21 protein-coding genes are annotated in these 23924 nt (G+C 62.6%); 15 read left to right on the top strand and 6 right to left on the bottom strand.

Going from position 1 to position 23924, the window contains the following annotated elements; genetic code table 11:
• Window positions 1–76: 76 nt before the first annotated feature.
• The gene (locus GWE18_RS11720) at window positions 77–856 is read right to left on the bottom strand and encodes an SDR family NAD(P)-dependent oxidoreductase (protein ID WP_275185903.1); all 780 of its coding nucleotides are present in this window, start codon (window positions 854–856) and stop codon (window positions 77–79) included.
• A 95-nt stretch (window positions 857–951) separates the two neighbouring features.
• On the opposite strand from GWE18_RS11720, the gene GWE18_RS11715 reads away from it, so the two are divergent.
• The 3 genes from GWE18_RS11715 (at window position 952) to GWE18_RS11705 (ending at window position 2621) form a co-directional block, all read left to right on the top strand.
• Complete coding sequence (locus tag GWE18_RS11715) at window positions 952–1497, top strand: GNAT family N-acetyltransferase (protein WP_275185902.1); 546 nt, start codon at window positions 952–954, stop codon at window positions 1495–1497.
• Window positions 1494–2228 (top strand): SDR family oxidoreductase, encoded by a 735-nt coding sequence (locus GWE18_RS11710; RefSeq protein WP_275185901.1) that lies wholly within the window; start codon window positions 1494–1496, stop codon window positions 2226–2228. The genes GWE18_RS11715 and GWE18_RS11710 overlap by 4 nt, the downstream gene beginning before the upstream one ends.
• 105 nt (window positions 2229–2333) lie before the next feature.
• Window positions 2334–2621 carry a hypothetical protein gene (locus GWE18_RS11705; protein ID WP_275185900.1) on the top strand — a complete coding sequence of 96 codons (288 nt, stop codon included), beginning with the start codon at window positions 2334–2336 and terminating at the stop codon, window positions 2619–2621.
• Between the two features lie 86 nt (window positions 2622–2707).
• Here GWE18_RS11705 and GWE18_RS11700 read toward each other — a convergent pair whose 3' ends face one another.
• Both GWE18_RS11700 and GWE18_RS11695 read right to left on the bottom strand, forming a co-directional pair.
• Window positions 2708–4417 carry a DUF459 domain-containing protein gene (locus GWE18_RS11700; RefSeq protein WP_275186000.1) on the bottom strand — a complete coding sequence of 570 codons (1710 nt, stop codon included), beginning with the start codon at window positions 4415–4417 and terminating at the stop codon, window positions 2708–2710.
• A 161-nt stretch (window positions 4418–4578) separates the two neighbouring features.
• On the bottom strand, window positions 4579–5943 hold the full coding sequence (locus GWE18_RS11695) for a lytic murein transglycosylase (RefSeq protein WP_275185899.1): 1365 nt from the start codon (window positions 5941–5943) through the stop codon (window positions 4579–4581).
• Window positions 5944–6169: 226 nt separating this feature from the next.
• Here GWE18_RS11695 and galU point away from each other — a divergent pair, with 226 nt between their 5' ends.
• The gene (gene galU / locus GWE18_RS11690; RefSeq protein WP_275185898.1) at window positions 6170–7048 is read left to right on the top strand and encodes a UTP--glucose-1-phosphate uridylyltransferase GalU; all 879 of its coding nucleotides are present in this window, start codon (window positions 6170–6172) and stop codon (window positions 7046–7048) included.
• Between the two features lie 169 nt (window positions 7049–7217).
• On the opposite strand, the gene GWE18_RS11685 is transcribed toward galU, so the two are convergent.
• The gene (locus GWE18_RS11685; protein ID WP_275185897.1) at window positions 7218–8738 is read right to left on the bottom strand and encodes a diguanylate cyclase; all 1521 of its coding nucleotides are present in this window, start codon (window positions 8736–8738) and stop codon (window positions 7218–7220) included.
• Window positions 8739–8871: 133 nt separating this feature from the next.
• Between GWE18_RS11685 and GWE18_RS11680 the strand changes: the two genes are divergently transcribed.
• The 10 genes from GWE18_RS11680 (at window position 8872) to GWE18_RS11635 (ending at window position 19347) form a co-directional block, all read left to right on the top strand.
• Window positions 8872–9129, top strand: coding sequence for a hypothetical protein (locus GWE18_RS11680; RefSeq protein ID WP_275185895.1), 258 nt, complete (start codon window positions 8872–8874; stop codon window positions 9127–9129).
• Between the two features lie 257 nt (window positions 9130–9386).
• Window positions 9387–9902, top strand: coding sequence for a copper chaperone PCu(A)C (locus GWE18_RS11675; protein WP_275185894.1), 516 nt, complete (start codon window positions 9387–9389; stop codon window positions 9900–9902).
• Window positions 9903–10022: 120 nt separating this feature from the next.
• A complete protein-coding gene (locus GWE18_RS11670) occupies window positions 10023–11810 on the top strand; it encodes a PQQ-dependent dehydrogenase, methanol/ethanol family (protein WP_275185893.1) in 1788 nt (595 codons plus the stop codon).
• A 130-nt stretch (window positions 11811–11940) separates the two neighbouring features.
• On the top strand, window positions 11941–12441 hold the full coding sequence (locus GWE18_RS11665; protein ID WP_275185999.1) for a c-type cytochrome: 501 nt from the start codon (window positions 11941–11943) through the stop codon (window positions 12439–12441).
• Window positions 12441–13088 carry a hypothetical protein gene (locus GWE18_RS11660; protein ID WP_275185892.1) on the top strand — a complete coding sequence of 216 codons (648 nt, stop codon included), beginning with the start codon at window positions 12441–12443 and terminating at the stop codon, window positions 13086–13088. The genes GWE18_RS11665 and GWE18_RS11660 overlap by 1 nt, the downstream gene beginning before the upstream one ends.
• Before the next feature lie 271 nt (window positions 13089–13359).
• Window positions 13360–14898, top strand: coding sequence for a L,D-transpeptidase (locus GWE18_RS11655; protein ID WP_275185891.1), 1539 nt, complete (start codon window positions 13360–13362; stop codon window positions 14896–14898).
• 354 nt (window positions 14899–15252) lie between these two features.
• Window positions 15253–16266: an ABC transporter substrate-binding protein gene (locus GWE18_RS11650; protein WP_275185890.1), complete on the top strand. Its 1014-nt coding sequence runs from the start codon at window positions 15253–15255 to the stop codon at window positions 16264–16266.
• A complete protein-coding gene (locus GWE18_RS11645; RefSeq protein WP_275185889.1) occupies window positions 16250–17842 on the top strand; it encodes an ATP-binding protein in 1593 nt (530 codons plus the stop codon). Before GWE18_RS11650 ends, GWE18_RS11645 begins: the two co-directional genes overlap by 17 nt.
• A complete protein-coding gene (locus GWE18_RS11640) occupies window positions 17839–18204 on the top strand; it encodes a response regulator (RefSeq protein ID WP_275185888.1) in 366 nt (121 codons plus the stop codon). The genes GWE18_RS11645 and GWE18_RS11640 overlap by 4 nt, the downstream gene beginning before the upstream one ends.
• A 57-nt stretch (window positions 18205–18261) precedes the next feature.
• Window positions 18262–19347 carry an adenylate/guanylate cyclase domain-containing protein gene (locus GWE18_RS11635; RefSeq protein ID WP_275185887.1) on the top strand — a complete coding sequence of 362 codons (1086 nt, stop codon included), beginning with the start codon at window positions 18262–18264 and terminating at the stop codon, window positions 19345–19347.
• A 198-nt stretch (window positions 19348–19545) separates the two neighbouring features.
• Here the strand turns inward: GWE18_RS11635 and GWE18_RS11630 are convergent, their stop codons facing one another.
• Together GWE18_RS11630 and GWE18_RS11625 are read right to left on the bottom strand one after the other, a co-directional pair.
• A complete protein-coding gene (locus tag GWE18_RS11630) occupies window positions 19546–22422 on the bottom strand; it encodes an EAL domain-containing protein (protein WP_275185886.1) in 2877 nt (958 codons plus the stop codon).
• Between the two features lie 121 nt (window positions 22423–22543).
• Entirely contained in the window at window positions 22544–23542 is a 999-nt protein-coding gene (locus GWE18_RS11625) for an NAD(P)H-quinone oxidoreductase (RefSeq protein WP_275185885.1), read from the bottom strand.
• A gap of 116 nt (window positions 23543–23658) precedes the next feature.
• Between GWE18_RS11625 and GWE18_RS11620 the strand changes: the two genes are divergently transcribed.
• Entirely contained in the window at window positions 23659–23850 is a 192-nt protein-coding gene (locus GWE18_RS11620) for a DUF1192 domain-containing protein (RefSeq protein WP_025588173.1), read from the top strand.
• The last annotated feature ends 74 nt before the right edge of the window (window positions 23851–23924 follow it).

Below are 23924 nucleotides of genomic sequence, written 5' to 3'. Positions count from 1 at the left end.
GGCGGTTCGTCCCGCTCTGTTTGAGAGAAAAATTACTGCGTGACGTGTCCAAGTCAACGCTGCGGACGCATGCCCGCTACGCGTTTCGCGCCATCAGACCGCCGTCGACGGGGATCACCGCGCCGGTCAGGAAGGAGGCCGCCGGCAGGCACAGGCTCAGCGTCATGTGCGCCACCTCTTCGGGATCGCCGTAGCGGCCCAGTGCAGTGCGACGCTTGGCGTAGATCGTCTTGTGCTCTTCGGAAATCCGCTCGGTGATCGCGGTGCGGATCGGGCCGGGGCAGATGCAGTTCACGGTGATGCCCTCGCGGCCGAGTTCGACGGCGAGCGAACGCGTCAAACCGATGACGCCGGCTTTCGCTGCCGAATAGGGGCTGTGCAACGCGGTCGCGCCGAGCGCCTCGGTCGATGCGATATTGACGATGCGCGGGCTCTTCGACCGGCGCAAATGCGGCAGCGCAGCCCGGATGATGCGCGGATGCGCAGTCAGCATCACGGCCAGCGCCTTGTCCCAGGCGGCTTCATAGCCGCCGTCGTCGATCGCCACGCGTACAGAGATGCCGGCGTTATTGATGACGATATCGAGGGAACCGAAATGTGCGGCGACGTCGTTGACGACCGTGATGATGTCGTCAGGATTGGCGACGTCGAGAGTCCACGCTTTTGCCGAACCGCCATTCGCTGCGATCTCGCCGGCAACCGCTTGGCTAGCCCTGGCATCCAGATCGGTAACCGCGACATTGGCGCCCTCGGCCGCGAACACCAGCGCAGTGGCGCGGCCCATGCCGCTGGCGGCGCCGGTGACGAGAACGGTCAGGCCTTTGACCGAACGGCTGAGCTCTTTGAAATCTGACATGACGGGATCCCGGCGGGAATGCTGTCGCGTTGCAGGATTGACAAGGCTGGCACCGATCCGCAGACAGGTCAAACGAAGCCGAGCGAGGTGTAACCGTGACCAACATTAGCGGCCTGCGGATTCGTCGTCTGGAGCCTGCTGACGCTGCCTTGTATCGAGAGATACGGCTCGAAGCGCTGCAGAGAAATCCCGAGGCTTTCGGCAGCACGTTTGAGAGAGAAAACGCGCAGCCGCTATCGTGGTTCGAAGCGGCCATTTCCCGCGCGGCTATCTTCGGCGGATTCCTTGATGGTACGCTCGCGGGAATAGCCGGATTTGCCGCACAGGAAGGTACGAAGCACGCGCATAAGGGATTGCTTTGGACCATGTATGTTCGAAGCGCTGCGCGAAAATCCGGGCTTGGGAAAATACTTGTCGCGGCCGTTCTCGACCATGCGCGCGGGCGCGTGGAGGTGGTCCAGTTGAGCGTGGTGACCGAGAATGAAGCGGCGCGCCGGCTTTACGAAGCGATGGGCTTTGTCGCGTACGGCTATGAAAAGCGAGCGCTCAAGCACGACGGCCGATATTACGACGAGGTTCTGATGGTCAAATTCCTCGACGAAGGCTTGAACCAGAAACAACAAGAGGGATCGCAGGAATGAACGAACTGGATTTCAACGGCAAGCAGGTGCTGGTGGTCGGCGGCTCCAGTGGCATCGGTAACGGCATCGCGCAGGCCTTCCGCGCCAGGGGCGCGCATGTCGCCGTTTGCGGCACCCGCGCCAGCGCCGCCGACTATTCGCCCGACGAAGGATCGCATCTCGAAGGGCTCGACTATTTCCGGCTCGACGTCAGCAACGCGCAGGCGATCGAGGCACTGCAACCGCCGTTCGAAAAACTCGACGTGCTGGTGCTGGCGCAAGGCGCGGTGATCTACCGCCGCGGCGAATTCGAAATGGATGGCTTTCGCAAGGTCGTGGAAGTCAACCTGATGAGCCTGATGGCGTGCGCCACCAAATTTCAGGCGATGCTGAGCGCCAGCAAGGGTTCGCTGATCATCGTCAGTTCGACCGCCGCCTATCATTCCACCATGGGTAATCCGGCCTATAATGCCTCGAAGACCGGCGCGGTCGGGCTGACGCGCACGCTCGGCGAGGCGTGGGCCGGCAACGGCATCCGCGTCAACGGCATCGCGCCCGGCCTGGTCGACACCAAGATGACCAAAGCGACGACATCAAATCCGAAACGGCTCGAAGGCGCACTCGAGCGGATACCGTTGAAGCGGCTCGGCACGCCCGCCGACATGGCCGGCGCGGCGCTGTTCCTGGCCTCGCCGCTTTCGTCCTACATTATCGGCCAGACCATCGTGGTCGATGGCGGGCTTATCCTGTGAGCCAAGTCCCTTGAATTGAGGGAATTGCGGCATTTCGAGCGGCAGGAACCCGAACGGGGCTCGCCGGTTAGCTCCCAAGAAAAGCAGAAAAAAGGAGCAACCGCGATGGACAAGGATCGGATTGCCGAATCGGCCAAGGATTTTGCGGGTAAGGTCGAAAGCACCGTCGGCCACATGGCCCGCGACGCCACCGATGCCGCTGTCAGCTACGCCAAGGATGCTTATGAAAGCAGCGGCAATACTGTTCGCAGCGGCCAGCAGGCGGTGGCGAAAACCGTGCAGGAAAATCCGCTCGGCGCGCTGCTGGTTGCAGCCGGAATTGGATTTGCGCTGGCGCTGTTGTTGACGCGCCCGCCGCGCCGCCCGCCGCCACGGTGGCGCTATTACGGATGAGGGCAGTCCTCATTGGTTCGCCCGGCGATGCGCTGCATCGTCTGAAAGATGCGCGAGACTAGCTTCTCACCGTGAGCGGTCAAAAATCATCGTGTGAAATTGCCCGGCGGGACTTCGGCCGATCGTCCGACATTACCTGGCGGGCGCGGCGCGCCTGGCGGCGCAAACGGTCCACGCGGCGGTGCAGCCGCGGGCGGGGCGGGCGGCCGCGGTGCCGCGCCGAAGCCGCCGAAGAAGTCACGCAGCGACGGCCCGTTGTTTTGCGGCGGCCGGATCTGCATCGGCTGCATCGGCGGCCTCTTCTGCTGCTGTAACGTTTGCTGCGGCGGCGGAAGCAAAAGCTGCTTCTGTCCGGGCGCTGCCGTTCCGCCCGGCGCGACGGCTGCGACCGGCGTATCGCCCTTGGCCTGCTCGCGGCCGATTTCCCGGCGCGGCCAGGCGTAATCGTCGGCGCGGCCGGCTGGTGGCGCCAGCGCTTCACCCTTGACCAATGTGCGCGCAGCGAGCCCATCGACGGCCGCCGGTCGCGAGCCGGGACCACCGAGCAACTGATCGGTACCGACCGAAGAGGCCACCAGCGGCAAGACCGGCCCGGCCAGCGGACGCGGCGCCGGCTGGCCGGGCGCGACATTGGCTTCGGGCGCTGCCGGCTCGATCGGCACGGCGATCGGCCCGGAACGCGCGGCAAGCAGGCGCGTCACCTCGCGCTCCACATAATGCGCGAGCTTGCGGGCGCCGGGCTTGGTGAAGAAGACGCCATCGGCCGTGCGCAACTGGCGGATCTGGCCTTCGAAATCGGGACCTTTCTGCAGGAAGCGGCCGGCTTCATCGACAAAGCCGTCCCAGACGTCGACATAGGTGATGCCGGCTTTGCCGGCGCCGTCGCGATACAGTGCATCGAGGAACAGCATGTCGGACGTTCCGCGTTGCCCGCGGATCGCAGGCAGGCCGACCCACAACACCGGCACGCCCTTGGATTTCAGCACCCCAATCAGTTCTTCGATCTTCTTGGCGTAGAGCTCGACCCAGCGCTCGTCGCGGAAATCGTAGAGCCCGCCGCCCGCGCGTGCGCTCTTTTCCAGCGTCTGCGTGTCGTTGTCGGCGGCGTCGTCGGGCGACAATTCGGCGTCGGCCGGCTTGTCGTCGCGTTTTGCCGTGTCAGTCGAGCCGTCCGGCTTCGGCTTTGCGTCCGCCGGCTTGGCATCCGGCTTGCCGCGCGCGTCCTTCTTGTTGTCTTCCTTCTTGTCGGCCTTCTTTTCGCTGATCGCCTCACGAATCGCCTGGCGGTCGTGGAGGCCGAGCATGACGACGATGGCGTCCGGCTTTTCGGTAGCGAGGATGCCCTTGGCGGCGGCGGCCCAATCAGCGGGCTCACCGCGCGGCTGATACTTGATCAGGCCGGAGACGGTCTTGTGCTTGCGGATCACGCCCATGTCGGGCTGCTCGGCATAGGCGTCTTCCAGGCCATAGCCGAGCCAGTCCGCCATGGCATCGCCCAGCACCAGCACGTTACGTTCCGGCACCGTGTCGCGCTTGGCGGGCGCCGGCGCGCGGGAAAAATCCTGGCGCGGCGCCTGCTGGGGCGTTTGCTGGGACGGCCCAAAGAAATCGCCGCCGAACCAGCCGCCGCCACGTTGTGGCGCTTGCCGCTGCGGCGGACCGCCGAAGCCGCCGAAATTGAAAAACTGCGCGGAGGCCGGACCGGCAATCCCGATCAGAAGCGCGATCGCAACCGCCAGCGCCACCAGGGGGCCGGTCTCGGTGAACACGCGCAAAAAGGACTTTGGCTTTTGCATCCGGCTCGGTCGCAAATGGGTCATGAAGCGTTCAAACATAGCAGCGAAATCGGGCCGCAAGCGGGCAGATTTTGTATTCATAAACCGGGGTTCCGGGCTGACCGTCAAGGCTCCTGCAAAATCGTGGTTGTCAGGGTTACTTTCGGGGTCGAAAGCAGGATTTAGCGACCCCGCAGCCGCTCCAGGACGTCGGAAGACGCAAATCCGTCCGCCGGCGCCCCGATCGAGGCCTGGAAATTGCGCAGCGCCTCGCGCGTCTGGCCACCGAACTGGCCGTCCGGCGTGCCGCGGTAGAAGCCGCGCTGGGCCAGGAGTTGCTGCAGTTCCAGCCGCTCCGCCCGCGACAGCACCCGTTCCTGGCGCGGCCAGGGTTGCACGAAGGCGGGTCCGCCGCGCAGGCGGTCGGCAAAATGGCCGATTGCCAGCGCGTAGGCCTCCGCCGGGTTGTATTTCATGATCACCCGGAAATTCTGCAGCATCAGGAAGCCGGGTCCCTGGGTGCCGGCCGGTGCCAGCAGGTAAGCTTTTTCAGTCGAATCCGGGAACGGCTTGCCGTCGGCCCGCTTCAGTCCCTGGCTCTGCCATTGCGCTATTGTCATCGCCTTGGACTTGTCCGCCAGCATGAAATTAAAACCCTCCGGCAGCACCACCTCATAGCCCCAGCTCCGGCCGGTCTGCCAACCGTCCTTCTTGAGGTTGTTGGCGGTGGAGGCGATCAGGTCGGCGGCGTTGTCGACGACGTCGCGGCGGCCGTCGCCGTCGGCATCGACGGCGTAGCGCTTGAAGGCGGTCGGCATGAACTGCGTCGGCCCGAACGCGCCGGCCCAGGAGCCGCGCATCTGTTCGGGGCGCAGATCGCCGCGGTTGAGAATTTCCAGCGCGGTGAGGAATTCGTCCTTGAAATACGCCTGGCGACGGCCGATGCAGGCCAGCGTCGCCGTCGAATTCACCACGTTGCGGTCGCCCATCTGCGTCGAGTAATTGGATTCGATTCCCCAGATCGATGCGATCGCGTAGCGATCGACGCCGGAGGCTTTCTCCGCCGCGTCGAACTGCGGCTTATACGTTGCAAGGATCTCGCGCCCCTTGGCGAGGCGGTTGTCGTTCACGAGGATGTCGAGATAGTCCCAGATCGCCTTGGTGAATTCGGGCTGCGAATCCATCAGGTCCATGATGCGCAAATCAGGCTCTAGGCCTGCGGTGAAGCGCTCGAAATTTTGCTGGGTGATGTTGCGCCGTGCGGCATCCGGCCACATCGAGGCGACACAATTTTGAAAATTCGCCGCGGCTTGCCGGATCGCGGCCGCAGTCATCAGGGGATGGCCGGAGGCGCCGTCCTCACCGCTCCACGGCGGTGGGCCTCCTTCCGGATTAGGTGCGGCCTGCGCTGTCGGACCGGATTTCGGGCCTGAGAAGATGTTGCCGAAAAAGTTCGAAACCCCGTTGCCGGGGGATTGGGCTTGAGACTGGCCGCTGGAACACAATAGCGCGGCCGCGATTATGATCGCGGCGGCTCGATTGTTCATCGCTCGTTCCATCACACCCATGCCGTTTCCGTCCGTCGCAACCAATCCGTGCCAGAAGGCCCTGCCACGGTTTCCAATAGCTTAACAGAGGGGATTTTGTTGTCGCGCCCGGCGCGCGCAAGGGGAGGCGAAACGCCACCATACATCCGCCTTTGTTCAGGGGTGCAAACCGGCTATCAACGTGCAATCAAAGCACTTTCCTCATTTCTAAGGCTCTCGATATCCCATGAAAATCCGTAAAGCCGTCTTCCCGGTCGCCGGCCTCGGCACCCGCGTCCTGCCCGCCACCAAGGCGATGCCGAAGGAAATGCTGACGATCGTCGACAAGCCGCTGATCCAGTATGTGGTCGACGAGGCCAGGGAGGCCGGGATCGAGCATTTTGTTTTCGTCACCGGGCGGAACAAGGGCGTGATCGAGGATCATTTCGACCGGATGTTCGAGCTCGACACCACGCTGGCTGTGCGCGGCAAAAAGGCCGAGCAGGACATCCTGGCGCGCGACCAGCCCGAAGCCGGCGCCATGAGTTTCACCCGGCAGCAGGCACCGCTCGGTCTTGGACACGCGGTCTGGTGTGCGCGCGACATCGTCGGCGACGAGCCGTTCGCGGTGGTGCTGCCGGACGAACTGGTGCTGAATAGCCCGGGTTGCCTGAAGCAGATGGTCGAGGCCGCGGCAAAACTCGGCGGCAAGTCCAACCTGCTCGCGGTGGAAGCCGTGCCTGACGATCTCACCCATCAATACGGCATCTGCGGTGTCGGCAAGCGGCTCGCCAAAAACATGTTCGAGGTCGACGGCATGGTGGAGAAACCGCCGAAGGGTACCGCGCCGTCAAACCTCTCCATCACCGGGCGTTACATCCTGCAGCCGGAAATCTTCAAGATTCTCGAGACCCAGGAGCGCGGCGCCGGCAACGAGATCCAGCTCACCGATGCGATGAAAACCCTCGCGAAGACGCAAAAGTTCTACGGTGTCGAGTTCGCGGGCGAGCGGCACGATTGCGGTTCGAAATCCGGCTTCCTGCGCGCCAACATCGCCTACGGCATGGCGCGCCCCGATCTGCGCGACGGCCTGCGCGCGGAGATGAAGAAGTATCTGGAGGAGTGAGGAGAGCAGCGCGACGCGCTGCTCTCGTCATTCCCGGGCGCGCGTAGCGCGAACTATGGTGCGCACTTGCGCACCTGAGAATCTCGAGCCGCATCGATTCTTTTCCAACGACCTCGGGATTCCGGGTTCGGCTGCGATGCAGCCGCCCCGGAATGACGTTTTGTCAGCCTTAAGCCACCAGCGCCAGCTGCGGGATCGCGGCGACCACCGACTGATTGCGGCCGTTGGCCTTGGCCGCGTAGAGCGCCTTGTCGGCCGCTTCGATGAGAAAGGGCCACTCGATTGCCGCCGTGGGCGTCATGCTCGCCACGCCGACGCTGACCGTCGTGACATTGGGGTCTTCCGCCCATTGCTCGACCTTCGAGCGGATGGTTTCGGCGACCGTGAACGCTTCCACCGCCGAGAGGCCCGGCAACAGTACCGCGAATTCCTCGCCGCCATAGCGCGCCGCGCAGTCGCCGGCCCGCCGCACCGCGTCCGAAATGCAGATCGCAATGCCGACCAGCACCTGGTCGCCGGCCTGATGTCCAAACGTGTCGTTATAGGACTTGAAATGATCGGCATCGATCATCAGGATCGCGACCGGCGTCCTGTTGCGCGCCGCCCGCCGCCATTCCGCATCGATCTCGATATCGAATTTGCGCCGGTTCTTCAGGCCGGTGAGCGCATCGGTCGTTGCCAGCTCCTCCAGCTTGTCCTCGGCTTCCGCGCGGCGGCCGATCTCGCGCGCGAGAAACAGCGTGGTGCCGATCACGAACAGGATCAGCACGATCATGATCGCGCCGATCCGGACGACTTCCCTTTGCCAGAGATGGAGGATGCTCGCCAGCGGCTTTCCGACCACGACAAAAAACAGACTTGTGGTGCCGGCGCGAACGTAGAGCCGCGGGGTGGGATCCACCGGACCGACGCCGGCATAAGATCCTCCTTCCCTCAGGTTTGCCGGATTCCACTTCGGCCGCTCGGCCAGATTCTTGCCGATGATGTCGAGGTCGAACGGTTTGCGCATGATGACCGTTCGGTCGCGGCGCAGCACCGTGATCGTATCGGCGGGATCGAGGTTAAGCCGGCCGAACAGATCATGGAAATAGCTGAAGCGGATCGAGCCGACCACGACGCCGAGAAAGCCGCCATCGGTATCGTTGATGCGCCGGCTGAGCACGATCGAATAGGCGCTGCGACGCAGCATCGGGCGGCTCATGTAAAGGCCGATATCGGGATTGGCGCGGTGGACCTGGAAATACTCCTCGTCGCTGCGATCCTCCGGCGCCGGATCGAGGCTTGCCGCGTCGTGAGTCAGGTGGCCCTGCGCGTCGAACACCTGGATCACGCCGAAATGCCTGGCGGTGGCGGCATGGTCGAACAGGATCAGGTGCTGGATCTCCTTGCTGACGCCCTTGATCTCCGGCATCACCAGATTGCTGGCGACGGCGCGCAGCGACAGATCGTAAAGCTCGATATTCCGGCTGATGTCGGCATCGATGCCGGCAGCGAGATTTTCCAGCGTCTGGCGTGCGAGCTCTTCCTCGCCGCGGCGCATGTCGAGCATGACGCTGACGCAAATCGTCGAGAAGCCGATTACGGTCGCGATCGACGACGCGATCAACAGCTTCGCAGACAGCCGCCAGGGCCGGCGGTCCTTGCTGAACCAGCCCTTTCCGGCCACGTCGCTTTGCCGTCCGAACAGCATCATCCGCTCCAGGCCTTCCGGTATGCTCCCGGATAAATTGTTGCGGCCTTAAGCGGCGACGGCGATATGATAAAGAGTTAACGCTTGGTTGCCGGCGTCGACGGTTTTGTGCAGATCAGCATTGAGGACACGCGTGAACGTTTACGAACCGTTACGGAACTATCTGAGGGCGCAGAAGCGCGCCGAATTCGTGCTGAGCTTCGAACAGATCGAGGAGATCATCGACGCCGCGCTGCCGCGCGCCGCGCAGCGCGCGTCATGGTGGGAAACCCTGCGCAGCCCGCAGGAGAAGATGCCGCAGCGCGAGGCCTGCCTGGAAGCCGGCTACATCGCCACGCGGCAGGCGGATGGGAAAAGCGTGAAGTTCAAGAAGATGCCGGTGAGGCGGTGAGCGCGCGCCGCTCACCCGTCATCACCGCGCATGCAGCACCGCGTGTCCGTGCAGGATGTCGATTGGTATGGAATATACCGGGCGAACCTCCTGTCGGACTCATTTTCCAGACACCGGCCCTACCGTCGCCTCAAATTGGGCGCAACTAAAAAGACAAGAAGAAAATCAATCGTGGGAGGATGGCGCCGATGAGTCGGACGACATGGTCGTTTGGGCGTCCCACGCCTGTAAATCTCTGATAGCCGCGGCGATAGCCGATGACCGCCATAACAGCATCAAATCTTGATGGTGCTCTTGATCGGGCAGGGTGGGCTGCGCTGTCCGGCAGAACTCGGCTTCTAGCGCTCGGACTGCTTGCCGGACTTGTTGGTGGAATTGGGCTGGCGCCCGGTTTCGCTGCTGCAGGCGACGCACTGCAGGTGACGAGCGCCCGGGTGCCCGCGTCCGACCAGATTGGTATCGACCTCCCGCTGCTGATGACGATCAGGAACGATGCGGCCGAAGCCGACGCGATACTGCGCGTCCGCTGTCCGTTCGCGAATTTCGCCGCAAAGCACACGGTCGATCGTGGCGAAGGCGCGCCTGCCATGCGTGAGATCAAGTCCATTCCGATCCCGGAGAGCAAGACGATCGAGCTCAAGCGGGACGGATATCACGTGATGCTGCTGCAGACGCGGCAGAAGCTTGTCGACGGCGAGACGTTCACATGCGCCGTCGTTTTCCAACAAGCCGGAACCAAAGAAACGGAGGTGCAGGTTTCACGAACGCCTTGATCGCGACAGCGGACTGCCAAAGCCGCTGAATGGGGCCCGTCAGCGAAACGCCCGGATGTGCCGGACGTTCAATCCAACATGATCTGCCACAAGAACTTGCAAACAAGGAGGGCACTACTCATGGAACGATTTTCCGGTCACACAAAAATGTTAACGCGAGCCTGTCGGCTTGCCGTGGCGGTTGCTGCCGCAAGCGTGGTGGGCGCACTGCCTGTCTCCGCCGCGGACCAGGTCAATCAGGAACGGCTGCTCAACGTCGACAAGGAGCCGGGCAACTGGCTTCATCATCATCAGAATTACTCGGCGCACCGGTTCTCCACTCTGAAGGAGATCAACCGCGATAACGTGAAGAACCTGAAGGTCGCCTGGACCATGCACCTCGGCGGCATCGAGGGCGGCGGCATCTGGAGCCATGGCGGGCTGGAAGGCACGCCGATCGCCGAGAACGGCTTTCTCTACGTCACCGATGGATGGGGTTCGGTCTACAAGATCGATGCGCATGGCGGCCGGGGCGTGCTGGTCTGGAAGATGGATCCCAAGACGGACCGTGACTGGGCTGGTGCTGTGGCATGTTGCGGCGTCGACAACCGCGGCGTCGCACTGTGGGGTGATCTCGTCATTTCCCACACGCTTGATGGCCGGCTGATCGCGACCAACAAGGAAACCGGCCAGGTCGCCTGGCAGCGGACTGTCGCCGATCCGGACAAGGGCGAGGTGATCACCGGCGCGCCGTTGATCGTCAAGAACATGGCGATCACCGGAGTGGCCGGCGCGGAGTACGGCATCCGTGGCTGGCTTGCCGCCACCGACCTCACGACCCAGAAGGAGGTCTGGCGCACCCACACAATCCCGGGCAAGGGCGAGCCCGGCAGCGAAACCTGGAAGGACAGCAACAACGCGGCTGCCGCCGGCGGCGGTTCGACCTGGGTAACCGGCACCTACGATCCCGCAACCGACACCATCATCTGGGGCATCGGCAATCCGGGACCGGACTGGGATAACGCCTATCGGCCGGGCGATAACCTTTACACCGACAGCTCGCTGGCTCTTGACGCCACGACCGGCAAGATCAAGTGGCACTATCAGCACACGCCGAACGATCCCTACGACTATGACAGCGTGGCGGAAAACGTACTGGTCGATGTCCCCGGGCCAAGTGGTCCGCGGAAGCTCGCGCTCGAAGCAGACCGCAACGGCTTCGCCTATGCGATCGACCGCACCAACGGCAAGTTCGTCTGGGGCCTGCCGTTCGTCAAGAAAGTCACATGGACCAAAGGGCTCGACCCGGAGAGCGGCAAGCCGATCGAGTATGACCCGAACAAGGCCGTGCAGACCTATATCGCGTCGGTGACGCCAAGCCGCACCAACATGGAAACCGACATCTGCCCCGGCAACATGGGCGGCAAGAACTGGCCGCCGACGGCCTACAATCCGGATCTGAAGCTCTGGTACATCCCGGTGATCGAGAGCTGCAATCGCATCAAGGTTGAGGTGATGACGCCGGACAAACTGAAACCGCGGGAGTTCTGGACCGGCGGCGGCCCGAGCCAGCCGTTCAGGATCACCGGCAGCGTGACTGCGATCGATGTGACTACCGGCAAGATCGCCACCAAAATGGAAACACCGTTCCCCAATCTGGGCGGCATGCTTGCGACTCCCGACCTCGTCTTCACCGGTCAGCCATCCGGCGAAGTGCATGCCCTTGACGCCAAGTCATTGCAGAAGCTCTGGGAGTTCAACACGGGCGGCGGCGTCAACGCACCGCCGATGACCTTTACGGTCGATGGCAAGCAGTACATCGCCATTCTGGTCGGCCTGGGCGGCGCCTGGGACAAGTGGTTCATCGATTCGACGCCCGAGCTGAAGAAGATACAGCCGGGATCGATGCTCTACGTATTCGCACTCTGACATCCCAAAAACGGAGGGTCCGCCAACCGCGGGCCCTCCTGCTTCTTCGACAAGAGACGCAATGATGATCGTCAACAGATTCCCGGCGGCAGGCGTGCTGCTCGCGAGCGTCGTCACCCTGAATTTTTCGATGCCAGGCCCTGCTTACGGTCAGTCGGCGCAAGCGCCGGCTTCGGATCCGACCAATGCCGGCAAGGCAGTGTTCAGCAGGGCCAATTGTGCTGGCTGCCACAAATGGCACGGCAATGGCGGCGGCGGCTACGGCGGTGATGCGCTGTCGCTGCGCAAGACCGAGCTGACGCGGGATCAGATCATTGAAGCCGTCGGCTGCGGGCGGCCGGGCACGGGAATGCCGTTCTTCATGCGCGGCGCGTACGATGAGGTGAAATGCCACGGCATGAACCGCCAGGACGCGGGGGCACAGATGCCGCCCGAGGGCGGAACATTTCTGCGGCCGAAGGACATCGAAGCCGTCGCCGACTACGTGATCGCCCACATCAAGGGGGCCGGCGAACCGACTTACGCGGAATGCGTCGCCTTCTTCTCAAACACGTCGCGGGTATGCGACGTCTACAAGACGCAGGCGCAGAAGCCGGGAGATGCGACCGTCAGCACGGGGAAGGGCCAGTGATGCGCAGACTGAAGCTGCCGGGCGTTTTTGCTGCGGGCCTGCTTACCTGGCAGGCGGTCGCGCTTGCGAGCTCTCCGGCACGGGCGGAAGAATTCAGCGGCAACGACCTGCGTGACATTCGCGTCGGAATGGCCGCGGCCGAGTTGTCGGAGTCCGGTTACGTCGACTTCTACTGCGCGGGGGATCCGAAGCGCTCATTGGCTGGCTGGAAGGATTGGCGCGACTGTCCTGCCGCCGCGAGTGGGATACGGGCGATTCGATTTGGTTACGATCCGTCGACCAGCCGGGACGGCACCATGGTGGCGGGTCATCCGGCGATCCTGACCTTGCTGATCGACGATACCGGGCACGTTGCCGGTTTGCAGATCGAGACCGATCCGAAGGCGCGTCTCTATATCCGGAAGAAGGCGTTTCTCCTGGGGCTGCAGGCCAAATCGCGCTACGGCCCGGACGGCTGGGCGTGCACCGAGGGCCAGCCGGGTGCAGGAGACCAGCCAGTGGGAGGCATCTACCTCAAGGAGCGCTGCACCAAGACGATCAGCGGCCGTTCGCTGGTTGTCGAGCGCAACCTGTTCCGCCGGCCCGATCAGGACATCAAGAGCTTCGTCGATGAAACGCGGATCAGCATACTGCGAGCCAGGGATTAGCGGGTGATGGTGCCGGTTGCCTGAGTTAGTCTGCCTCCAGAGCAGACGTCGTCTCGCTGCATGCTGCACTCCAAAAAGTGCCAATTTCAGCCGCGAGCCACCCTTCCTGCTACGTGGGCTGTCGTATATGAAAGAATTGCCCAACGGACATGCCGATAGTTCCGGGAACGAATTGGCGGCGTGGATGGCGGCGGCCGTTATTTAATCCAAAAGGCGCGATCTGATCCTTGATCGACGCAAGCGCGGACAGGCATTTCAACCGGGGCGTGGCATGGTGAATCGAGTTACGACGGCACGATCCACCGTGGCGATGCGGCGTTGCGGTCCCCCCGCCATTGTGACGCTCGCGGTGATGGCCGCACTGACGGCGCTGACCGCCGGCGCCACGGCGAGACAGGCGCGCCCCAAGGCGCCCACCGAGGCGACGGCGCCGCGCGATGCAGGCGAGCCGATCATGGCGATCGTGTCGATCAAGACCCAGCAGGTCACTATCTACGACGCCGACGGCTGGATCCTGCGCGCGCCGGTATCGACCGGCACCACGGGACGCGAGACGCCCGCCGGTGTGTTCGCTATCCTCGAGAAGAACAAGGAACACCGCTCGACCCTCTATGACGATGCCGAGATGCCGAACATGCAGCGCATCACCTGGAACGGCATCGCGCTGCACGGCGGGCCGCTGCCCGGATATGCGGCCTCGCACGGCTGCGTGCGGATGCCCTTTGGCTTTGCCGAGAAGTTGTTCGACATGACGCGGATCGGGATGCGGGTAATCGTCTCGCCTGATGACGCCGAGCCGGTCGGGTTCTCCCACCCGGCGCTATTCGTGCCGAGCCCGGAGGCCATTGCGGCTGCACCGACGCGCGCCGAGTCGCTCGCCCGCGAGGCCGCGGAGGCCGCCTGGGCTGCCGGGGAGGCGAAGAAAGCCGCCGCGGCAGCGGCGCGCGAGGCGGCGGCGCTCAAGGTGTCGCTTCGCAAGCTGGAGGGGCTGAAGACCCGCGCCGACGCCGGGCTCGCCTACGCCGACAAGGCGCTCGCCGCCGCCAAGACCGACGAGGCCAAGGCGCGGGCCGAGGACCTCAAGCAAAAGGCCGCCGCCAAGGCCGCGGAACTGGCGAACCAGATCAACACCGCCAGGAATGACGCGCAGTCGCCAGGCGCCGCCGCCGCAAGGGACGCCGCCAAGGCGGCCGAGACCAGGAAGGCCGACACCGCCAAAGCGGCGAGCGAGGCGAAGCTCGCGCTCGAGCCGGTCTCGATCTACATCAGCCGCGCAACGCAGAAGCTTTACGTGCGCCGCCCCACGCACAAGCCGGCACCTGACGGCGGCGGCATCGTGTTCGATGCGACGCTTGAGGTTCCGGTCACGATCCGCAATCCCGAAAGCCCGATCGGCACGCATGTGTTCACGGCGGTGGCGCGCAACGGGGCGAGCCTGCGCTGGACCGCGGTCACGATCGACAACGGCGACAACGCCAAGGCCGCGCTGGACCGCATCACCATCCCGCAGGAGGTGCTCAATCGCATCGCGCCGACCGCATTGCCGCGATCCTCGATCGTCGTCTCGGACGAGCCGCTGAGCAGCGAGACCAACTATCGCACCGAGTTCGTCGCGGTGCTGAGCACCGAGCCGCAGGGCGGCTTCGTGACGCGCCGGCCGTCGGTCGATGTCCGCGTTGCGAGCGACGACTTCCAGGGCGGCGATGGCTTCGGCTTCTTCAATTTCCCGCGCGATCCGGCCGCCCAAACCGGCAACACGCGCCGCCGCGGCGGCCAGTACTATCGTCCGATGCAACCGGGCTGGTGGTAAGACGCGGCACGCCGCGCGCAGGGAAGGCGTAGCCACAGGTGTTGTTGTTGTAGCGAAGGCAATTGGCCCATCGCCTCACAGAAAAGCCGCGACCGGCCTAAGCGCGGCGGAGAGCATTTATCTGAATGTATCAATCGTCGATCCTAGAAAAATACGTCAGCGACATTGCCGAAATCTCGCCGGATAAATGCGCACTACCCACTGTCACGTTCCCGAACTGAGGAATAGGCTTGTTTTATTTTCGCGAGCGATTGTGCGCGATAATTGGACTTAGGGTCCACGCAAAACACGTCGGCCCGACGTTCGGCTCCGGAAGTGCCACCGTTTCTCTAAGGTGATTTCGAGGAGGTTCCGATGCATACGAACCGTCGCGAATTGCTGTTTGCTGGGACCTGCGCCGCATCCACTGCCCTGTTTTGGAGTGTAGCGGCCCAGCTCAAGGCCGAAGAGCCCAATCCGCCGCCAGAGACCACTACAATCCGCCTTGCGAAGAACCCGAGCATCTGCATCGCTCCGCAGTACGTGGTGAGCGATCTCTTGAACGCCGAGGGCTTTACCAACGTCGTTTACGTTGAATCTGACGCCGGCGTGCAGCAAACCAAAGCTATCGCGAGGGGCGACATCGACTTCACTCTGCATTTCTCCGGTCCACTTCTTCTCGAGATCGATAGGGGCGCGAGCATTACTGTTTTGGCCGGGATTCATGTCGGCTGCTTCGAGCTGTTTGCCAGGGAGGACATACGAAGCGTCGCCGATCTGAAGGGGCGAACCGTCGGCCAGCAGGGGGTTGGAAGTAGTCCGCACGTTTTCATCAGCGCGATGGCGACGCTTGTCGGACTCGATCCCGCCAAGGATATTGAGTGGGTGACAAGTGCGTCGGTCAAACCGATCGAGTTGTTCGCCGCGGGCAAGATCGACGCCTTCCTCGGATTTCCTCCAGAACCACAGCGTTTGCGTGCGCAGAACATTGGTCACGTCATCGTCAACAGCGCCCTGGATCGCCCATGGTCGCAGTATTTTTGCTGCATGTTGGCGGCGACTCGCGAGTTCGTCCGAAAGAACCCCATCGCCACCAAGCGTGTGGTTCGCGCCATGCTACGGGCCACGGATTTATGCGTAAGCGAGCCGGCCCTCGTTGCACAGCGTATGGTAGATAGGGGGTTCACGCCTCGCCACGACTATGCGGTTCAGACCCTTGCGGACGTGCCGTACAACCGCTGGCGCGCCTACGATCCCGAAGACACAATCCGTTTTTATGCGCTCCGTCTGCGCGAAGCGAGGATGCTGAAATCGAACCCTGCGAAAATTATCGCGGATGCAGCCGACTGGCGGTTCCTCAACGAGGTTCGACGTGAACTTGGAAGCTGATCCGACGTCGTTTCTTGGTCAGCGCCCGCTCGCTGCAACGCCGCGAGCAAGCGGAGACGGCCCGTCGGTGAAGAACGGTCTCGGTTTCGAATTGCGGCCCTCGCTGCGCACGAAATTGCTGATGGCCTTCTTCGTCATCGAGATGCTCTTGGTCTCGGTTGGGGTAATCGGCCTCCTTTCGCTGCGCGAAGCCGACCAGCGGGCGAATCAGGTCGTTGGCCTGCAGCAAAAGATCGAGGCATATCGGCAGATGCAGCACGGTACGCTTCGACAGCTTTATGGCGTATCCACAGCTCTCGCCTTTCCAAACGAAACGACATTGGCAGGTGCGCTGCGGCAGATCAACCAGTTTGGGTACGACCTTGACCGCGTCTCGTTCGTCGCAAAAGACGAGGTTGCGCTGCTCGACCAGGTGCGCGAAGAATATGCGCGTCTCATTGCTGTAGTTTCACACCTCGTCGACCTCATTCGTCACGGTCGCACGGCTGAGGCCAAACAGAGCGAGCTCTCGGAGCTCGGGCCGCTCGCGGACAAACTCGAACGACTGACCAATCAATTGGTCAATCGTGCTGAAGCGGACATGGTCGCCGGGCTGGATGCCAGCCGGCAAACCTATGTCAAATCTCAGATACTCGTCGCCGCTGTCGCGCTCGCAAGCTTCGTGCTTACGCTGGTCTTGGGACATGCAATCTCCCGATCTGTGATCGACCCAGTCCGCATTATCCACGACGGCCTGAACCGAATAGCGGCCGGCAATTTCGCCGAGCGCATCGAGGTTCCCAACCGGGACGAACTTGGAGAACTTGCGGCGCACGTCAATTCGACCTGCGAAGAGCTCCAGCAGCTCTACGAAAGCCTTGCGGAGGCCAGCCGTCACAAATCGCAGTTCCTCGCAAACATGAGTCACGAATTGCGAACGCCACTGAACGCGATACTCGGCTTTTCGGAGCTCCTGCTGGACGGCATCTACGGCGATCCTCCGGAAAAAATGCGATCGGCCCTCGCACGCATCCAACGGAACGGCAAACATCTCCTCGAGCTCATCAACGATGTCCTTGATCTCTCCAAGATCGAAGCCGGACAGCTTCGACTTTCTCTGACCGACTATTCTGTAGAGGAACTGGTTAGCGGCGTTTATATATCCGTTGAATCCCTCGCCGCCGAAAAGCATTTGGGCTTGAGAGTTGCCGTTCCCCCTGGTCTGCCGCCGGCGCGAGGAGACGAACGCAGGCTCGCCCAGGCCCTGTTCAATCTTGTTGGCAACGCGATCAAATTCACCGATGCTGGAGAGGTTTGGATCGAAGTGGAGGCGAAAGAGGATTCGTACAAATTTTCCGTCCAGGATACAGGACCGGGCATCGACGAAACCGATCAAACAAAAATCTTCCAGGAATTCCAGCAGGTGGACAACTCGATCACCAAGACGAAGGGAGGCACTGGATTGGGCCTCGCCATCGTGAAGCGCATTGTGGAGATGCATGGTGGAAGAATCTGGATAGAATCCCGCCTTGGTCGTGGCGCGAGATTTTCTTTTCTGGTGCCGGCCCGGCTTGAGGAACAGGCGAAGCAGATATGAGCAAGCGCGTATTGGTGGTCGAAGATCAGGAGGACAATCGGCAGATTCTGCGCGATTTGCTCGCAAGCGTCGGTTACGAAATGATCGAGGCGCACGACGGCGAAGCAGCGGTCATGGCTGCGCGAACCCAAGGCCCCGACCTGATCCTGATGGATATCCAACTGCCTGTTCTTGACGGATACGAGGCGACACGGCGCATAAAAGCACAATCAGATCTCCGCCATATTCCAATTATCGTCGTCACCTCCTATGCGCTTAGCGGCGACGAAGAAAAGGCACGCGCGGCAGGCTGCGATGCCTACGTCGCAAAGCCCTACAGCGCACGAAAGCTATTAGAGACGATCAATCGATACCTGACATAGGATTCCAGCGCGTGCTTACGTGGAGCAGAAATGCATGTCCCACCCCGAATCTTGATTGTGGACGACAACGAAACGAATCGCTGCCTTCTTACCGCGCGCCTCGGTGCCGAGGGTTATGAGACAGTGGAGGCTGAAAACGGCGAGAGGGCGCTCGCAGTCGTGCGTGAAGTCGCGCCGGATGTTGTCCTCCTCGACGTCATGATGCCGAAAATCGATGGCTTTGAGGTCTGCCGGCGACTGAAGGTCGACACTACGCTTGGATTTGTTCCAATCATTATGGTGACGGCGCGAACTGACTCAAAGGATGTCGTCACGGGACTTAACGCGGGCGCCGACGAATATCTGACCAAGCCGATCGACCATGCAGCCCTCGTTGCGCGTGTGCGCTCTATGCTCCGCTTCAAGGAATTGCATGATCGAGTTGAAGCCCAGGCGGTCGAGCTCGCTGTATGGAATAGAATGCTTGAGCAACGCGTTGCGGACCAAGTTGTGCAGATTGAACGGGTTAGCCGTTTAAAGCGTTTTCTTTCGCCGCAGATAGCGGAATTGATTCTTTCTTCCTCGACCTATGAGCCTTTGGCGAGCCACCGCAGGCGAGTGACAATATTCTTCGGTGACCTGCGAGGTTTCACCGCCTTCGCAGAAATCGCCGAGCCCGAGGAGGTGATGGCGGTGATGCGGGAGTATCATGCAACCTTGGGCTCCCTCGTCCACGAGTTTGAAGGCACGTTGGAGAGATTTCTGGGCGACGGAATCATGGTGATTTTCGGCGATCCGATCCCTTGTCCAGATCCGTGCGAGCGAGCTGTTCAAATGGCGCTTGCAATGCGAAGCCACCTATCGGAATTATCGAAAAAGTGGCGGCGCGAAAGACACGAGCTCGGCTTTGGAGTCGGCATTGCATATGGATATGCGACGCTCGGCGCTATCGGTTTCGAGGGCCGCTCTGAGTACAGTGCGATCGGGACCGTGGTAAACCTCGCGGCTCGTCTTTGCGCGGAGGCGCGCGATGGTCAGATTTTGGTCGATAGCAAAGTGCATGAGGTGCTCGACGACAGGGCGACTACGGAGCCCGTGGGTGAACTGACGCTCAAGGGATTGCGTCGTCCCATAGCGGCGTACAACGTGCTTGAGATGACTTGAGGAAGATTTCGATCATGAGGTCGCTCGAAGCGACCAGCCTGATTTTGCTCTACGCAAGGTGAGTTGAGCCTCATGAGCGACGAGGAGCGACGGCGCAATCCTGGCTGTTATCTTCGTGGAATTCTGGATTGCTTCGCTTCAATCGCAATGACGGCGCTTGGAACTGCATGGCGAGGCATGTGAGTTGTCTATGCGAAATTAGCTCGCCGCTTCCAGCCGTTCTTCGGTCAATAGCCGCATCGCGGCATCCGCATCCATCGGCTCACCGAAGGCGAAGCCTTGGGCGTATTCGCAGCCGAGTTGATAGAGCTCGACCGCATCCGAATCCGTCTCCGCGCCTTCCGCCACCACGTCCATGCCGAGGTCGTGCGCGAGCGCGATGATCGACTTCAGGATCACCGGGCGCGTGCCGCGGCTGGTGGTGCGCACGAAGGACTGGTCGATCTTGATGGTGTCGAACGGAAAACGCTGCAGATAGGCCAGCGAGGAATGGCCGGTGCCGAAATCATCCAGTGACAGCCCGGTGCCGAGCTCGCGAATGCGCGTCAGCATCTGCGCGGCATGCTCGGGATTCTCCATGATGAGCGATTCCGTCAGCTCCAGTTTCAGCGTGCCGCGCGCGACCGACGAGCGCGACAGCACGGTGCGGATGTCGTGGATCAGGTCGTGCCGCAGCAATTGCCGCGAGGAGACGTTGACGGAGGCGAAGATCGGCTCGCGCGAGCGCATCGCGCGCTGCCACACCGAAAGCTGCCGCGCGGTCTGATCCAGCACGAACATGCCGAGATCGACGATCAGGCCGATCTCTTCGGCAACGGAGATGAACTCGGAGGGCGACATCCGGCCGAGCTTGGGATGGTCCCAGCGCGCCAGAGCCTCGAAGCCGGCAATCGAGCGGTCTTCCAGCCGCACGATCGGCTGGTACAGAATGGTGATTTCCTGCCGCTCGATGGCGCGGCGCAGTTCGCTTTCCAGCGTCAGGCGGTCGGTCTTGCGCGCGCGCATCGCCGGCTTGTAGACGTCGATGCGGTCGCCGCCGATGCGCTTGGAATGATACATCGCAAGCTCGGCGTCCTTGATGATCTCGTCAGACAATTGCGCCTGCGGATCCGACAGCGCGAGCCCGATGGAAGCGGTCAGGAAGATCTCGCGGTCGTTGAAGGCGATCGGCGCGCGGATGGTCTTGCGGATGGTTTCCGCAAAGGCGGTGATGCGCGCCGGGTCCTGCTCCGACATCAGGATCAGGCCGAACTGGTCGCCGGCCAGCCGCGCCAGCGTGTCCTGCGGTTTCAGGATGCGCGTCAGCCGCCGCGCCAGCGTCAGCAGGATGGAATCGCCGACCGCGATGCCGACGGAATCGTTGACCTGCTTGAAGCGGTCGAGGTCGATCACCATCAGCGTCGGCCGCAGGTTCGGCATGGCCTTGGTGAAATTGGCGACGGCACCGAGGCGGTCGATGAACAGCCTGCGATTCGGCAGGCCGGTAAGGTTGTCATGCACGGAGTCGTGGAGCATGCGCTCCTCGGCGTTCTTGATGTCGGTGACGTCGGTCAGCGTGCCGACCACGCGGGATACCTCGCCGTCGGAGCCGACCACCGGGCGCGCCTTCAGCGCGAACCACATGAAGTGGCCGTCGGGGGTACGCAGGCGGAAATCCTGCACCAGCCGGCCGCGGCGCTGGTCGAGCACGCTGTCGAGCGCAGCTCGGAAGCGATCCTGGTCGAGCGGATGCAGCACCTCCAGCCATTTGGCGGCGGGACCTTCCAGCGTGCCGCGCTTCAGCCCGAGCAGGCTTTCGGTCTCCGGGCTGGTGAATACCTTGTCGGCGGAAACGTCCCAGTCCCAGATCAGGTCGCCGGAGCCCGTCAGCGCCAGCGCACGGCGCTCGATGTCGGAGACAATGCCGGTGGTCGCGCCGCCGCCGGCGAACGCGTGCTGCATGACCGTAAATCCGATCAGCATCACGATCAGCACGAGGCCGCCGAGCAGGGCGGGGCCTACGATGTCGTTGGTGACAGAGCCTGCCACCGTCATGCCGGCCGCGATCACCCAGACCACAAGCAGGAACCAGGTCGGGATCAAGAGCACCGCGCGGTCGAAACCATGCGTCGAGAGATAGACGATCAGCGCAAAGCCGGCGAAGGCGATCAGCACCAGCGAGATGCGCGCAATGCCGGAGGCGACTGCGGGATCGAACAGCGCCAGCGCCACCAGCGAACCGAGGAAAGCCAGCCAGCCGACGGTGATGTGGGAATAGCGCACATGCCAGCGGCTGAGATTGAGGTAGGCGAACAGGAACACCAGCAGCGTCGCCGCGAGAATCGCCTCGCCCGCCGCGCGCCAGACGCGCTCGGCGTTGTTCGACATGTCGAGCACCTTGCCCCAGAAGCCGAAATCGACGCCGATATAGACCAGCACCGCCCAGGCCAGCGCGGCGGCGGCAGGGAACATGATGCTGCCCTTCACCACGAACAGGATCGTCAGCACCAGCGCCAGGAGGCCGGAGATGCCGATCACGATGCCCTGGTAGAGCGTGAACGAGTTGACCTTGTCCTTGTAGGCGTCGGGTTCCCAGAGATAGAGCTGCGGCAGCTTGTCGGTTCGCAGTTCCGCCACGAAGGTGATGACGGCGCCGGGGTCGAGCGTAATGCGGAAGATGTCGGCGGTCGCGCTTTCCTGGCGCTCGGGACGATCGCCGGTCGACGGCGTGATGGTTGCGATGCGCGACAGGCCGAGGTCGGGCCACAACAGGCCCGATGACACGATCCGATAGTGCGGCGCGACGATCAGACGATCGAGCTGGTCGTCGGTATTGTTGGCAAGCGCGAACACCACCCAGTTCTGTCCGCCTTCGCGGGCGCGCACCTCGATGCGGCGGACGATGCCGTCGGTTCCCGGCGCTGTCGAAACCTGGATACGATCGGTTTCGCTGCGCTGATGATCGAGCACTGCGGTCAAATCGATGGCAGGCGCGTCACTGCGGACGCTGACCGCGTCAATGGCGTGCGCCGCCGGCGCGACCGCAATAATCATGAGGCCCAGCGCAACCAGCGCAAGGCGCCTGATCAGACGCAATGTCAGTACTCCGCGAACAACGACCCTCTCGGACCTGCGAATGGCCCGGCGTTATCCGCGATAAATGACATGAAAGCGAAGCGAATCAAAGGGTTTCCGCCTTCGCTCCACTCGCGATCGGTTAAACCGCCAACACAATTTTGCCAATATGTGCGCTGGTCTCCATCCGCCGGTGCGCGTCGGCGGCCTTTTCCAGCGGGAATGAGCTGTCCATCAGCGGTTTTACGCGTCCCTCGCGCAATAGTGGCATGACCTTGGCCTCGATCGCGGCCACCATCGCCGCCTTATCCGCATTAGTACGGGGGCGCAGCGTGGAGCCTGTATGGGTCAGCCGCTTCACCATCACCTTGGCAATGTTGACGTTGACCTTGGGTCCGTTGAGGGTGGCGATCTGCACGATACGGCCGTCGACCGCGGCGGCATCATAGTTGCGATCGACATAGTCGCCGGCCACCATGTCGAGGATCAGGTTCGCGCCGACATTGTTGGTCTCCGCCTTGACCACGGCCACGAAATCTTCGGTCTTGTAGTTGATCGCGCGGTCGGCCCCGAGTTTCAGGCAGGCGTCGATCTTGTCCTGCGAGCCGACTGTCACGATCACCTTGGAGCCGAATGCCTTGGCGAGCTGGATCGCCATCGTGCCGATGCCGGACGAGCCGCCGTGGATCAGCAAGGTTTCGCCCGGCTTCAGCGCGCCGCGCTCGAATACATTGTGCCAGACGGTCATCAATGTTTCCGGAAGCGCGCCGGCTTCCTGGATCGAGAGCGACGGCGGCACCGCCATCGCCTGCGCGTCTTGCGCAATGCAATATTGGGCGTAGCCGCCGCCCGCCACCAGCGACATCACCTTGTCGCCGAGCTTGTGCTTGGTGGCGCCTTCGCCGAGGGCAACCACTTCGCCTGCGATTTCAAGGCCGGGAAGGTCGCTGGCGCCGGGCGGCGGCGGGTAGGCGCCGGAGCGTTGCGCGACGTCGGGGCGGTTGACGCCCGCGGCCATCACCTTGACCAGGATTTCGCCCGGACCGGGTGTCGGCACTGCGCGGGTTTCGGGCAACAGCACTTCCGGGCCGCCGGGCTTGCTGATGCCGACGACGGTCATTTGCGCGGGCAGCTTTTCCATGATTTGTCCTTGCGAAACGCTGAAAATAGGCGGCCCCTGATTAGCCAGCCCGGCTCCGGCTGGCAACCGCTTCAGGGCCGCCGCGCCCGCGAGAATGGCCCGGAAGGAGGAAGCGCATGGCGATCGAGGATGACGACAAGCCGCGGAAGAAGATCACTCATGAGATCGGCCAGGACCTGTCGCTGCTGTCGGTCGAGGAATTGACCGAGCGCATCGCGCTGATGAATTCGGAAATCGAACGTTTGCAACAGGCCGTCACCAAGAAGCGCGCGTCAAAGGATGCAGCGAACAGCTTCTTCAAGACGTAAGATCTTCGAACGCGATCTCTCAGCACGTCGTCCCTGCCTAGTGCGCAATTGCGCACGGGCGCAGGGACCCATAC

The organism is Bradyrhizobium sp. CSA112, from assembly GCF_029051645.1.
Classification (GTDB): Bacteria; Pseudomonadota; Alphaproteobacteria; order Rhizobiales; family Xanthobacteraceae; genus Bradyrhizobium.
Note: the sequence above shows the minus strand (reverse complement) of the source record. Positions and strands in the feature narration are given on the sequence as shown.

Bases quoted from the DNA above. Each gene is read 5' to 3' on its own strand.
- GWE18_RS11720 (WP_275185903.1), bottom strand. From the start codon at position 856: ATGTCAGATTTCAAAGAGCTCAGCCGTTCGGTCAAAGGCCTGACCGTT.
- GWE18_RS11710 (WP_275185901.1), top strand. From the start codon at position 1,494: ATGAACGAACTGGATTTCAACGGCAAGCAGGTGCTGGTGGTCGGCGGC.
- GWE18_RS11705 (WP_275185900.1), top strand. From the start codon at position 2,334: ATGGACAAGGATCGGATTGCCGAATCGGCCAAGGATTTTGCGGGTAAG.
- GWE18_RS11700 (WP_275186000.1), bottom strand. From the start codon at position 4,417: ATGCAAAAGCCAAAGTCCTTTTTGCGCGTGTTCACCGAGACCGGCCCC.
- GWE18_RS11695 (WP_275185899.1), bottom strand. From the start codon at position 5,943: ATGAACAATCGAGCCGCCGCGATCATAATCGCGGCCGCGCTATTGTGT.
- galU (WP_275185898.1), top strand. From the start codon at position 6,170: ATGAAAATCCGTAAAGCCGTCTTCCCGGTCGCCGGCCTCGGCACCCGC.
- GWE18_RS11685 (WP_275185897.1), bottom strand. From the start codon at position 8,738: ATGCTGTTCGGACGGCAAAGCGACGTGGCCGGAAAGGGCTGGTTCAGC.
- GWE18_RS11675 (WP_275185894.1), top strand. From the start codon at position 9,387: ATGACCGCCATAACAGCATCAAATCTTGATGGTGCTCTTGATCGGGCA.
- GWE18_RS11670 (WP_275185893.1), top strand. From the start codon at position 10,023: ATGGAACGATTTTCCGGTCACACAAAAATGTTAACGCGAGCCTGTCGG.
- GWE18_RS11665 (WP_275185999.1), top strand. From the start codon at position 11,941: ATGCCAGGCCCTGCTTACGGTCAGTCGGCGCAAGCGCCGGCTTCGGAT.
- GWE18_RS11660 (WP_275185892.1), top strand. From the start codon at position 12,441: ATGCGCAGACTGAAGCTGCCGGGCGTTTTTGCTGCGGGCCTGCTTACC.
- GWE18_RS11655 (WP_275185891.1), top strand. From the start codon at position 13,360: ATGGTGAATCGAGTTACGACGGCACGATCCACCGTGGCGATGCGGCGT.
- GWE18_RS11650 (WP_275185890.1), top strand. From the start codon at position 15,253: ATGCATACGAACCGTCGCGAATTGCTGTTTGCTGGGACCTGCGCCGCA.
- GWE18_RS11640 (WP_275185888.1), top strand. From the start codon at position 17,839: ATGAGCAAGCGCGTATTGGTGGTCGAAGATCAGGAGGACAATCGGCAG.
- GWE18_RS11625 (WP_275185885.1), bottom strand. From the start codon at position 23,542: ATGGAAAAGCTGCCCGCGCAAATGACCGTCGTCGGCATCAGCAAGCCC.
- GWE18_RS11620 (WP_025588173.1), top strand. From the start codon at position 23,659: ATGGCGATCGAGGATGACGACAAGCCGCGGAAGAAGATCACTCATGAG.